General features: G+C 57.7%; 10 protein-coding genes. 5 read left to right on the top strand and 5 right to left on the bottom strand.

Translation table 11 applies throughout. The features are described 5' to 3' along the window. Positions 1 to 91: 91 nt before the first annotated feature. The 5 genes from FJW06_RS15545 to qatA all read right to left on the bottom strand — a co-directional run bounded on the left by FJW06_RS15545 (position 92) and on the right by qatA (position 7,506). Positions 92 to 2,122, bottom strand: coding sequence for a conjugal transfer protein TraG (locus tag FJW06_RS15545; RefSeq protein ID WP_140753113.1), 2,031 nt, complete (start codon positions 2,120 to 2,122; stop codon positions 92 to 94). A 371-nt stretch (positions 2,123 to 2,493) separates the two neighbouring features. Next, entirely contained in the window at positions 2,494 to 3,249 is a 756-nt protein-coding gene (gene qatD / locus FJW06_RS15540; RefSeq protein ID WP_140753112.1) for a Qat anti-phage system TatD family nuclease QatD, read from the bottom strand. An 86-nt stretch (positions 3,250 to 3,335) separates the two neighbouring features. After that, on the bottom strand, positions 3,336 to 4,700 hold the full coding sequence (qatC, locus tag FJW06_RS15535; protein ID WP_140753111.1) for a Qat anti-phage system QueC-like protein QatC: 1,365 nt from the start codon (positions 4,698 to 4,700) through the stop codon (positions 3,336 to 3,338). After that, positions 4,697 to 5,593 carry a Qat anti-phage system associated protein QatB gene (qatB, locus tag FJW06_RS30950; RefSeq protein ID WP_348644044.1) on the bottom strand — a complete coding sequence of 299 codons (897 nt, stop codon included), beginning with the start codon at positions 5,591 to 5,593 and terminating at the stop codon, positions 4,697 to 4,699. The genes qatC and qatB overlap by 4 nt, the downstream gene beginning before the upstream one ends. Beyond that, positions 5,593 to 7,506, bottom strand: a complete 1,914-nt coding sequence (qatA, locus tag FJW06_RS15525) for a Qat anti-phage system ATPase QatA (RefSeq protein ID WP_181178331.1) — start codon at positions 7,504 to 7,506, stop codon at positions 5,593 to 5,595. Before qatA ends, qatB begins: the two co-directional genes overlap by 1 nt. Before the next feature lie 659 nt (positions 7,507 to 8,165). Between qatA and FJW06_RS15520 the strand changes: the two genes are divergently transcribed. From FJW06_RS15520 to FJW06_RS30150, 5 genes are all read left to right on the top strand, one after another. Then, positions 8,166 to 8,432, top strand: coding sequence for a hypothetical protein (locus tag FJW06_RS15520; RefSeq protein ID WP_140753108.1), 267 nt, complete (start codon positions 8,166 to 8,168; stop codon positions 8,430 to 8,432). Beyond that, a complete protein-coding gene (locus tag FJW06_RS15515) occupies positions 8,429 to 9,670 on the top strand; it encodes a hypothetical protein (RefSeq protein WP_140753107.1) in 1,242 nt (413 codons plus the stop codon). Before FJW06_RS15520 ends, FJW06_RS15515 begins: the two co-directional genes overlap by 4 nt. Before the next feature lie 228 nt (positions 9,671 to 9,898). Then, positions 9,899 to 11,419, top strand: coding sequence for a hypothetical protein (locus FJW06_RS15510; RefSeq protein ID WP_140753106.1), 1,521 nt, complete (start codon positions 9,899 to 9,901; stop codon positions 11,417 to 11,419). Continuing rightward, positions 11,420 to 11,707, top strand: coding sequence for a hypothetical protein (locus tag FJW06_RS15505; RefSeq protein ID WP_140753105.1), 288 nt, complete (start codon positions 11,420 to 11,422; stop codon positions 11,705 to 11,707). It abuts the gene before it with no gap. Between the two features lie 342 nt (positions 11,708 to 12,049). Beyond that, positions 12,050 to 12,289, top strand: coding sequence for a hypothetical protein (locus FJW06_RS30150; RefSeq protein ID WP_181178329.1), 240 nt, complete (start codon positions 12,050 to 12,052; stop codon positions 12,287 to 12,289). Positions 12,290 to 12,829: the final 540 nt, after the last annotated feature.

The following is a 12,829-nucleotide window of genomic DNA, read 5'->3' as shown; positions in this document are numbered from 1 at the left end:
TGCGCCGGCGGCAAGAACGAGCATCCGTCAGACGCTCGAAATCACTTATGGCCGTTACTTACGCTGAGGTACGCCTGTCATTGAGCAGCCATCAGAAGCCGGGGACGATATCCTTGTCGTCGCCCCTGCCCTCGTTGATACCGTAAGCGCGTGTCGCGGTGGAAATCCGGTCCATCACGCGTTTGTCTGCAGCCGCCTCGCTATCATCATCGACGGGCTTGAACAGATCTTCCTGATCGAGCTCCTGGGTGACGACTGCCTGTTCTTCAGGCAACCCTGGATGGCGCTGCTGTTGGACGCCGCCCTCGTCTTCGATCGTGGCGCTGTCGGTTTCGCCGTCAGCAACAAGACGGCGATCGACGGTGCGCACCTGTCCGGTCCAATCGTCCTGACGCGGCGCAGGGCAGTCGCAGTAGAGACCGTCGTGAAGAACTGGCGAAGGCAGCATTCGCTCGGTGAAATTGTGATCCTCGTAATAGCGCAGCTTCTTCGCGCGGATCGGCGGCAAGCCGGAAACCAACACCAGCTCATCGGATGGCGGCAGTTGCATTACCTCGCCCGGTGTCAACAACGGCCGCGCGGTTTCCTGCCGGCTGACCATGACGTGTGACAACCAGGGTGCCAGCCGATGGCCGGCATAGTTGCGCATGGATCTAAGTTCCGTTGCCGTGCCGAGGGCGTCGGAAATGCGTTTGGCCGTGCGCTCGTCGTTGGAGGAAAAGGCAATCCGCACATGGCAATTGTCGAGAATGGCGTTGTTCTCGCCATAGGCCTTTGAGATCTGGTTCAACGACTGCGCGATCAGATAGGCGCGAATCCCGTAACCGGCCATAAAGGCAAGTGCCGTCTCGAAAAAGTCGAGTCGGCCGAGTGCCGGAAACTCGTCCAGCATCATCAGCAGTTGATGCTTGCGGCTCTTCTTTGGATCACCCTCCAGCCGCTCTGTCAGTCGCCTGCCGATCTGATTGAGCACCAATCGCACCAGCGGCTTGGTGCGCGAAATGTCCGATGGCGGCACGACGAGATAGAGCGACATCGGTCGCTCGGCATCCATCAGGTCTGCAATGCGCCAGTCGCAGGCCGATGTTGCCGCCGCCACCGTCGGATCGCGATAGAGCCCAAGAAACGACATCGCCGTTGAGAGTACGCCTGAACGCTCATTTTCTGACTTGTTCAGCACCTCACGCGCTGCCGAAGCCACAACGGGATGGACCTGAGGCTCATCCGCCGCGCCGAGGTGGTTGGTGGTCATCATCCGCTGTAGCGTTGCGGCAAAGGACCGTTGCGGGTCCGATAGGAATGTGGCGACACGGGCAAGCGTCTTTTCCTCTTCGGCGTAGAGCACGTGCAGAATGGCGCCGACCAAGAGTGAATGACTGGTCTTCTCCCAATGATTTCGCCGCTCCAGCGCGCCTTCCGGATCAACCAGGATGTCGGCGATGTTCTGAACATCCCGGATCTCGTTCGGACCCTTACGCACTTCCAGCAGGGGATTGTAGCGCGCGGACCTTGGATCGGTCGGATTGAAGAGAAGGCAGTACGAGAACTTTGATCGCCAACCAGCGGTCAGTTGCCAGTTCTCGCCTTTGATATCATGGATGACTGCTGAACCAGTCCAGGAAAGAAGGGTTGGAATGACCAATCCAACGCCCTTGCCTGAACGTGTTGGAGCGAATGCCATGACGTGCTCCGGCCCGTCGTGCCGCAGATATCGATCCTTCAGCTTCCCGAGGAAAACGCCGGCCGGCCGAAACAGCCCTGCTTTTTCGATTTCCTGCTTCACGGCCCATCGTGACGAGCCATAGGTGGTGACCAACCCGCGCTGCCGCGCGCGCCAGAGTGAGCCCGCAATTGCGGCCGCACAGCCTAGGAACCCGCTAGCGCCGGCAAGCATTCCTGCCTCGTCGAAGATTTCGGGCGCGTAGGCGTCGAAATGAAACCACCATTCGAACAGTTTCCAGGGCCTGTAGATCGGCCAGCCGGCTGCAACAAACCATGGCGTCCCGAGTTGCGCCTGATAGTTGAAGGCGTGGGCGCACCATTGAGTTGCGATCCACACGCCAAGAATGACAATGGCAAACACGACGGCAAACTGGCCAACGAGTAGTTTCGTGGGCGTCATCGGCTTTCTCCACCTCGAAGGATGGATCAAGCATCGCGCCAACCGACGATAACCGTAACGTGCCTCACGTACGATCAGGCCCAAACGAAGCGAGGTCGATGCTGATCTGTAGCGTAGGTTCCAGACTGCCCTTCTATGCGACTTTCGAAGCACAAAAGGCTAACATGTAGTACACCCTCATTATCAACGTCAGCAGCGCCGCCTCAGCGCCGCAACCGGCTCGCTTGTGAATGGCTAGAGTTGGCCCGACTCCGGACTGACAGCTTTCTGGCGAAATAGCAGAAGCTGTCAGTCGTGTTGAATCTTGGTTGCTTTTTCAAAAGTGATGCGATCGACATCGCTGCGCGGGAAGCCGTCAGTATGCTCAGAACTCATGGGGACAGCAACGCTCGCAGGTTTCTCACGATCTCGGCCTGTGCCTCATCCAGCTGAATGCCCCATGTCCGGGCCAACTCAGCTACAGCTTTGCGAACATCGCCCGGTGATATTGGAGTCCCGTCACGTTCTATGAAGGGACCGTCGGTCTCTGTGAGCACGCGATCGGATGGCAGCATACCTATGACTCTCCGACCGGCAGGGCTCGCGAACATACGCTCGTTCACGGAGAAATAGCAGCCAAGCGAGAGAGCGCGCCTAGCCTCCGACAAAGTGCCCGAGAACCAATGCAGGACAACACGCCCACGAGCCTGGGGTAGAAGCTCCTCAACATAGTCCAAAACCGGGTTCGCAGCACGAACGCTGTGAACGCTAAGAACCTTGTCACCCTGCTTTGCACACGCCGTCAGAATTCGACGGAAGACCCGGACCTGATCGGCAAAATGGGCGTAATAGGCTGGGCTTGCGTCGAGGCCAACTTCGCCCACGTAGCGCGTTTGGTCGAGAAGTGCCTCGAATAGTGGCACTTCCGACATGCGCTCCGCAGCCAACTGAGGATGCAAACCCAATGCCACGCGCACATAGTGGCCGTTGCGAGCTACCTCCTGGTTTCGCCGAAAGGCTTTCGGGGTCGTGGTGACGGCCAAGGTAGCAACCTTGGCGGTTTCGCAGGCAGAAACGGCCTTTTGGAGGTCTGGATAAAGATCGAGATGACAGTGGAAATCCACCGAACGGGGCGAAAAGGATGTCATCGGAGACGCTTGCCCCATCCTGGCCCATAGGGGAACCCCTCTAGCCGCAAATCTGCCAACCGAAGAGGCAGCTGACCGGCTGCGCCCTACCCCGGCCCGGCTTCCACGCCATCAAGCAACTCTCCGACTTCCAAAATGCCCCGACGAAACACTTCCACGAAATCGTTCAGCTCGGCCGGTTCATCATTCAGAGGTCCTGGGATTCGTGCGAGTGCGCTCGCACAAGCGGGGTTGGCTGAAAGCCTCGCGATCATGAGCTCGAAAGACCGGATGTGTTCGCCTTCAGCCCTCGTTGTGTCTAGCCTGCCTACCTCCAAGTCCGGCACGAGATAAAGTGTCGGATCGTTGGTCGACAGACCTTTCTTCAAGGCTGCGCGGCGAATGAGGCACGGTACACAGGTTCCGCAGTGGCGGGGCGAAAGGCCGCGGTACCGCGCCTTGGCCGGCGAGGAACATGACATCGACAACGGAACTGTCGCCTTCAGGAGCGCCATTTCCGCACATTCCTCAACCATTTCGCCCTTCGTTTTGTGGCGATACGGATTGTCCAGCGTGGCCGCTATGCCGAGACGGTCAAGCAAGGCGTTGAACATTGCGAGATAATGCGGATGGGTGGTGCGTGTGCTCAACGCGCCAAGGCGCAGTGGATCCAAGGGCACGTTCAAACCTATGTAACCGTTCTCGGGAACCACGATGCGAACGTTGCCGGTTAAAGCTGATGCGGCCAACGCCGCCAAAGCGAAGAACACAAATGACCGGCCCCGCTGGGTGTTTTCGATTTCTCCGGTTTGAACCTGGTATCGGTCAAAACCCAACCGGGTCCGCATGACTTTGACACCGACGTTCGAATAACGCCCCTCCAGCTTGCTCCAGACGGCCTTCTGGGCCTTGCTTGTCTCTCCGTCATACCAGTGGCTGACCAAAAGCGGCTTCCTCCCTCCGGCTATGAGGTCGATCGCGCCGATGAGACTGTCGAGACCTCCCGAGAATAAGCAAACTTCATCGAAATGTTGAAGCGGCAACCGGGTCGGGGTCGGGGCGATCTGGTTGAGACTGCTCGGCCGCTGCCGAAAGAAGATCCGCCAGTAGTCCCCGGTGAGGAATCGCAACATCTCGCCCAGCGCGCCGGCCTGTGCCGTCCAAAGCGTAGGGTCGGATACGGGGACGACCAGATCGATTTCGCGTGTCCACCCGTTCTGGGAATTTCGAACACGAGAAACCCGTGTGTCAGCGGCATTGAGTAACGCCGCCAGGATCATCAGATCGACCGCCACTTCGCTTGGCTTGAGGTCATGGGCCTTCAAAAAATCCAAGGCACTGCCGACCCCATATTCCAAGCGCTGGTATGCACCGATAAATTGAACCTCGATCACAGTGGAATCCCGCTGTACGAGAGAAATCGCCGCGTTATCGCCAACGCCCAGACGCGCCACGAAGGTAAAGCGCCTCATGAGTTCTCTCCCAAGATTCGGAGAGCTTCGAACGAGCGTTCATAGATTGTATCGACCAGGCGATCGATGTCCGCCTGTGGCAAACCCCTTAGCACTTGGCCGGAGTTGGTGAACGCATCACGCACCGATCCGTCAACGAACGAATGAAGCTCTTGTTCTATGCGCTGTACGGCCTGGATGTCCTCGGGCAACTTTATCGACCGGGTCCCCAATTCGTTGATCAGCTTTGCCTCGATCGAGCGTGCGATCGTTCCGAGAAAAATCGCATCAAGCGCCGGCAGGGGCAGTGCATCAAGCGGGAGGTCAGTCCCAGTCGTAAGTTCCGCGGCCACGGCAAGCATGGCGTCGCGGGCTATGGCCTCGTCGATCGTTCCTCCGGCCGGACACAAGACATCCGCCAAGGCGGCGAACACCACCGACACCGGCTGTCCGGCCATACTTTCCAGATTGAACGGGCGCAACGCTGAGGCCGCGCCAGTGTCGGCCACGTTGCTGAAGATACCGCCGATACGCGCCGAAACCCCTTTGGAGGGACCCATGATCCGGCTGGCTGCGCGCGCTCCACCCACAGCCCGAACGTATTTGCCGACGCCTCGGCGCAGTGACCGCCCCGTTCCGCCTTGCGCCCGGCCGGCGTGTGTAAAGTCGCTCCTCGCGCTACTCAGGCTGGCGCCCGCTGAAGGAGCCGGCAACGTAGGAAGGGGCACCGACGCTGGCGGCGGCGGCAGGGGGTGTGGCTGAGGACGTCCTGAGGGCGTGGGGCTGCCGGGTGTCGCCTGCGCTGGTGTTGGCTGAGCCGGGGGTGCCGCAGCCGGCGGTTGCGAGACAGGATCTCCCACCCACGTCGGCACGAGGCCACGTCGCGATCCCCGATTGCTCCCAGACGTGCCCATCAGTTTCGCCCTTTGGATTTGGAGGGTTTACTGACGAGCTTTGCGAGCGAGCTCAGCTTAGGATTCCCGGTTTGCTCAGCCCATTGACGGACCAGGGCATCGAATTTCGGTTTCATACTGGCCTCGAACGCTTCAGCCCATCCCGTAAGAACCCAGCCACCGAGTTTGCTGGCCGGCAGCCTCTGTAGGAACTCAAGCAGTGATGCCTGCATGGCTGGTCGATGGGCTGTAAAGAAAGCGAGACCTTCCGCCGCTTGCGGCCGGTTCTGAGTAAGGTCTTCAACGCCGTTGATCTTAGCGACAAGCCCGGCGAACACACGGTCCGCATCTGCCGCCGATAAACCCGCGATTGTGGCAGGATCAGTCGTCCTGATCGCCATTTTCGGGCCTGACAGCCTCTCGATCAGATTTTCGACAGTTCCGGCTAGCGGAGCGGCCGAGAAAATGGCCCGGCGGTCGCGACTGATGAATACATACGGCCGCAGATCAACCTCGGCCAATTTAGGCTCGATCTTGGCCCATCTGCTCGGCCATTCCACGGCCTCGCTTTTGCCGGGCGGCCTCTTGGCGGAACGATGCTTTGCGTCCGTGTCGGGCGCTTCGACCGGATCTTGCTCGAGCTGCCGGACCGTCACCGACCGCCCGTCCGCTCCGGTGTCGCGGGCGATCGCCTCGAAGATGTCCGGGGCAAAGCGCTCGGCGAGCATCAGTTTTGCCAGGACCGGTGCTTTGAGGTCATCGCCAAACCCCCGCTCCTCCGCAATGGCCAGGCGAAGTGCCATGGTGTTGACGAAACGCTTGACCTGGCGCGGGTTGCCGTGGGCGCCTTCGGTCAGGATCGGCGTGATCTCTGATGCAACCTGGATCGCCAGCTCCAGCTCTGCCGCCACTGTACCGACCTTGCGAGTGATCTCCTCGCGCGTGAAGCCCTCCTGCCAAGGCCGCTTGAGCGCAGCCTCCGCGACGTCAAGGAGGTCGGTGAACGCCTTGTCGTTCGGATCGATGCCAGCATTCAGATAGAGCAAAAGCGTCACATAGATTCGGGTCTCTAGGTTGCCGAGGGGTGGCATGCGGAAAGGTACTTGGATCAGCTTCTCGAGATAGCTTCGCGCGTAGCTGTTCACGCCCGAGGAGGCCGGCAGGTCCGGGAAGTGGTCTCGTACGGCGTACTCGATCATCCCTTCGTCAGCGGCGATGACAAACGAAGCCTTGGGCACAAACAGAAACAGCCGGATTGCCTCCAGGGTCGCTATCGCAGTCTTCGGCAGGCAACGGTCTAGGTCATCCACCAGCACGACAAGCCTGTCGATCTTCGCCACTTCAAGCAGATCCTTAAAGTCCTTGCGAAACTGATGGATGCGGTCGGGCGCGCTGTCTTCAGGCTTGTCCGCCTTGAAGTGCTCTTGGGCACCATCAAAGATCTTTTTGAACATGTCCCCGGTCAGCACCGACCGCGGGTCAGCGATGACACTCTCGGCCATCTTGCTTACACCTTGCAGGACATCACCCTGCGGCATGGCGGTGTAGAAGGTAAGCGCTGCGCTCCCCAGGATGCGCGCCACTTTGAACCAGTTGATGCTCTGCAGAACGTCGCCGGCCTTTTCCTTCACCTTTTCGAAGGTGGAACGCTGCTTGAGCAGTTCTGCAACGATCGTTTCGATCAAGACGGCCTTGGCATCGTCATATCCTTCGAACAGCCAACCGTTGAACCTGACGCACAAGGTCGAGTCTTCCTCGGCGAACGCCCGCTCGATCATTAGCAATGCGCTGGATTTTCCGGCGCCCCAATCACCGTGCAGGCCGATGCTCAGCGGCTCAGCCGACTTCTCCCGAATCAACTTCACGACGGTCCGGGCGATAGGCTCATAGTAGAGATAGTCAATATGCGTTTCGTTATCGGCAATAATCATCATTGTCCCCTTACCCATCTATGAATTTGTACTGATTTTCCTGCAATTACAAGAGTGCGGCCTACAAATACGCACCGGGGAAATCAATCGGCCGCCGCCACAAGAACAGACCGCTACTGCGTTCTATTTAAGCCCGCGATCGTCGGAAAAATACCGCCTTTTCGAATAGGACGTAGACTGGCGGTCAGCCATTTTGAGCTGCCCGAGCAGCTCGCGCCCTGCGCAATATACAAATTGGAGCCGCTAGCCAGCTAACCTTAGAGCACAAGGCCTTCGCGGCGATCTGACACGGAATGGAAGTGGAATACAGTTGTTGCAGGCAAACGCAGCTCCCCACGACAATAAGCGCTCCCGCGGAATATCCTTTGGCGAGAACTCAGGAGCAGCCGCTGCGGTCCGCGACTGACCAGCAACGACGAATGCCGCCGTCTCAGCGGCTGCGTCCCAAAAAGCCCGCGATCCATCTTAGGAATGCGGGCTTAGAAACCTCGTAGTCCCACGACGCGTTCAAAACACCCGAGTACCACGCCGCAAATCACCTGACAGAGTAACGCTCAGGTCCTTGCGCGGAGCCGACAAAAAACAAAACTGAATGAATCTTATTGCGTTTTCTCATCAACCAAGTCATCATCTTGCCGTCTACGAAAGCGGAGTAACTTAGAATGGTTTCTTTCGCTGCCGACATAAAACCTCTATTCGATCAAGGCGATATAGACTGCATGACGCCGCAAGGCGTCATACTGGATGACTACGCCTATATGTCAAACAAGGGCGGTGACGCAAAGTACGATGACCACGCAAATGCGTCCCATGTCTATGCGCGTCTAGCTGGCGACGAGAAACCACGCATGCCAAAAGGCGGACCTTTTTGGACTCAAGACAAACTTGACCTTTTCAAGAAGTGGATGGATGAGGGATATGCGCCATGAGATCGCAGCTTTTTGGCGGAGCGGCCTTGCTCTTTTCGATTTCGGTCGCCGCGGCAAATCCTGTCACGGAGATCGGCGGTGATGCGCCTGCCGCGCAATTAGCTCTGACCAATCCCGCTGAGTATGCGTGGCAGGTATTCCTGTTTGTCAATCATCCTGCCCTCTCGGGGGTCGCGGGTAAGGCGGATGGCGCCCTCAACCTCGGAGACGCCACCGACAAGTCTGTGGTTTGGGAAACCTGGGCTCAGGAATCAGGCCAGCGGACCAACACAAGCGAAGTCTATTTGCCGAAAGGTGTCAAACCAAGCGAATGGAAAGATCTGAAGCGGGGTGGAGGCGCCCGACTGCTTAGCCTCGACCCGAGCGCGGAACGGGCCGCCTTCCTAGCGGCGGGCAATCCATTCGGGCAAATAACGCCCTTTTTCGTGGAGGGGGAAGCCCTAAGCCAAGAAGTGCGCATCAACGAGGCTGGTTTTACCTTCATCCGCGACCAAGGCATGTTCAGCAAAGAAGGCCTGGAGGCGCTTTACAAAGCCGCGCGAGCTGCAACACCTAAGAGGGAGTCGATCTCGTTCCCTGCCGGCACGAAGGAGATCAAGGCACAGTGGCTTCCGATCAAGGACGCCGACAAGGGACGCTATTTGTGGAGGACTGCTCGGGTCGATGGCAAGGACGTAACCTACGGACTGGTGTCGTTGCATATCATTACGAAAGACCTGCCGATGTGGGTCTGGATCGATTTTGGACATCGTGACTGCGAGGAGGCAAAGGGAGCCTGTGACAACGGCTGGCTCGCGCAAAATCTTACGCCCAAACAGCAGAAGGCTCTTCTACCGCAAGAGCCCGCCCTGACAACTCCAGTCGATCCAACGGTGCCTACCGGCAGCGTCCGACCGGAAGTCAAAGGCACAGTCTGGGAAAACTATCTTTTGCGAGGGGTTCAGACGGCCTATACGACCCAGTATGGCTTGCCGACGGTTTTGTCGAATCCGGTCATTGAGAACGGCTTCCAGAACTCGTCCTGCATGAGTTGTCACTCACGAGCTTCTGTCGGGCCCCATTTCATAGGCAATAAGGTCAACGCACTCGCCACAGGTGACCCTACCCTTGGGCCCCCTGACCCAGCTTTGTTTGGAGCTGGCCCCGGTTTCGGGACACCCGATCTCCTGGCTTACCTCCAAACGGATTTTGTCTGGTCGGCGCCATTCCGGGCTCAGCCAGTAGATCCTTCGAAATAGCTGGACGAAATGCCTTTCGGATCAACTGCTTAATTGCGTTCCCATAATCTATCTTACGTTAACTGATTTGGGCATCGAAATGCGCTGAACTATCCTTGGCAACCCTTTCAGAGCATCTAGTCCCTTCACTCATGATGTATTCTAGACGCCATTTGAAATAGATCGGAACGATATGTACTTCCCTGATCAGAATGCCAACTAGCCTGTGAGCTCAACTCTGGAGGATGAATGCTTAAAATACTGTCTTTGATAGCCACCGCTATCCTTTTATCCACGTCGGGAGTCCACGCCGACATCTGCGACTCGAAGATTGCCGAGTTCGGCTTTGACTACATCAAGATAAAGACCGATAGCCGACTGCAAACGGCCTACAGGTCTTTCGCTTGCAAACAAACCTGGCAAACTACTCAGGAAGCCTCCCAAGACGGATTTTCCATAGATATCCTAGATTGGGTCGGAATTGATTCCAACAATTTCAGCTCAAGTTACCGCACCTGGAAGGAGCAGAACTGCCACGGCGAAGACAACCAGCTATCGAGAAGTGATGCGCTGGAAATCATCAAGCGGACGCTTAACGGAGAAGCGGCCAAGATCGTTGATATGTGCGTTAACCGCTCCGGGTTTTTTTGCGACCGGACCCCGTTCGTCGGCAAAACCGCGACCATAGTTTGCGACTGGAAACCTGCCCCCGGTAGATTAATCGCGCCCAAATACGTGGCGACGTTGACGCACGCCAAATTTGCGGTAAACGCCTCCGACAGTCCATGGAAGTCGGTCGGGGACTTGAAGGTTGGAAATAATTCGTTCTTGATCGAGCGTGACGGCGACGAGACCGAGGTCGGGTTTTTCCTGGATATTGACTTGCTGGAGTCGCAGACTGTCACTATTCCTCCAATCCCCAGCTACGCAATAACAGCCGTAATAACTAAAGATGTTCTTGCGCAGGACGTAATCGCTCAGGAGAGTGACTTTGCGAGCGAACCTGTTGGATGCACATCGGGCACTTCCTACTCCAAGCGATTTAAGCCACCTACCGGATTTATTGGTCTCTCCGGAACAGCCACAAACGTCATAACGACCTGCGGAAGCTCTGTGGAGCCCAAGCTGAAAGTCGACAACCCCGATCTGGTTGTTTCTGGTGCACTGAATGGCTGCCCCCTTACTCCAGTCTGCCACAACGAACCCGTTTGTGATCCGAGACCTGGTGAGCTGTCCCTGGGGGCGAGCACATTGCGCAAAGCGCAGGAGCAATCAACAGCAGTGACTTTAGCCGAGCATATTACTCCGCAAACGTGCCGCCAGAAGCAGGTTTGCGATGGTGCCGTCTGCAAAGACAATGGTCGCGTTTCGGGTGACGTGGAGCTCCTTTGGGCTAGGACAAAGCTGGTGCAGGGTTCGTCACAGTCGTTTTCCAAGAACGTCGGCGTTGGCGGTGGTGCTGAGTTCAACCCCACGTCGGACGGACAGGCGGGCAGATACCGCTTCACGGCGACGATAACGAATCTGCGTTCTAAAGACGACAGAGATGCGACGCAGGACCCCAATGGATCAGCGTCGCGGATCACGTTGAGTAGCGCAGTCAATGAGCCGAGGGACGTTGTTAGTTTGGGGTCCCAAGATGCGCGGGCAGTATTCACCGCCTCCACCGGGAACCTTCTTATTTCTGTTCCGGGAGCGTTCACTAGGAATTATGCCACACCTCAGACACTGACAACTCTCCGAGCTTTGACAAAGAAGGACGCCCGATAAATGGCTCTTATGAACATTGAGGTGGAAGGCGGTGACGTAAAGGGCAGCCTTCGAATAGATACCACCAAAGAAATTTGGGATGCGGTGACACCCCGCGCTTTTGGGCTGGATGGAGGAAACGTCAAGTTCAGGGATGCCGATTGCCTCTTGCTCGGTGACGGTGCCGTCGCGGCATTAGTGATGATTGGCCTGCGGGTTGATTCTACTGCGGGCGACGGTGGCGCTGGGTCAATGAACGATCCAACGGGCGCAATTCCGGCGGGCGAAATCACGTGGCGGTGCCAATAGGGCTAGGACACCGCCGGCGGCCGAGTCGGACCCATCTTTCGCGGCCATCTGTCAGGTACTTGGCTCGCTCGCGATCGCGGCTCGCCGTGCGAGCTATAGCCCGTCAAGCGCTGCCCACTTCGCGATGAGACGGAGAACTGCGCCGCGGCGACAACGAAGCGGGAAAAGATCACCGAGTACTATGCCGAGTATCCGCTGCTGCTCAAAGGCATCGAAAACTGCATCTTTCTCATCGAGGAATCCCGCGGCGACCATACCAACCGTGATGGCAACTATGCCTAGATCCGCGAGCACCTGCTCAATGAGATCATTGAGCGCTACCACAAATTCCGCGACGCCGAAGTGCAGGCGCGATTTGCCCGGGAGGAGCTCGAATACGCGCTGAAAATGGCCGAATACCAAAGGGATGTGGCCGAGGCTGCCAAGCTGAAATCGCAGCGCTTCAACTTTGCGGGCGGCCTCGCGTGCATAGTTGGCGTGATCCTAGCAGTCGTGCTCGATCTACTCTCGATCTATCTCAGGAAATACTCCTCCTCGACAATCTGCGCGCCAGGCGGCGCGTGGATTTTCACCCTCCGGTAGCTGCCACGGCTTTGCGACTAATCCCTGCGGCTGCGACGGACAGCGGCATCAGTTGATCGCTGGAATTTCTCCCCGAGTTGCCTCTCCTCGGCCATGACCGTCGTATACAGGCGGTCCAAACGGTCGAACTCCGGCTTATGGGCCATAACGCGGCCCGCAGGAGCGCCTCACCGTCGCCTGACATGTCAGGCATCTGCCCTACGGGCATTTTTCCGACACCTTCCTGAAAGTGCGGGAACAGCAGGCCGAGGCGGAGCAGGACATCACGGCGCTCGGGATTGCCCTCAAGAGCCAACGCGAGCGTGAAAGCATTGACGAGCGCTGATTTCGGTCACAGCAAAGCTGATCCCTGACCTCGCCAGCCAAGGTGTCAGCGCCAAGGTAATTGATGAACGCCGCCACCGGCCCTTTTGCCGCCGCGACCAGTTCGAGATCTTCGTGCTGAAGGTTATCGGAGCGACTTCAGCTTTCGCTTGGTCCTTCTGCTTTTTTGCAAACGGCAAGATCATGGATTTGGATGTCCTTGGCGGCGGCGCCTGA

The organism is Mesorhizobium sp. B4-1-3, from assembly GCF_006439355.1.
Classification (GTDB): domain Bacteria; phylum Pseudomonadota; class Alphaproteobacteria; order Rhizobiales; family Rhizobiaceae; genus Mesorhizobium.
This window is presented reverse-complemented; position numbering and strand designations above follow the sequence as displayed.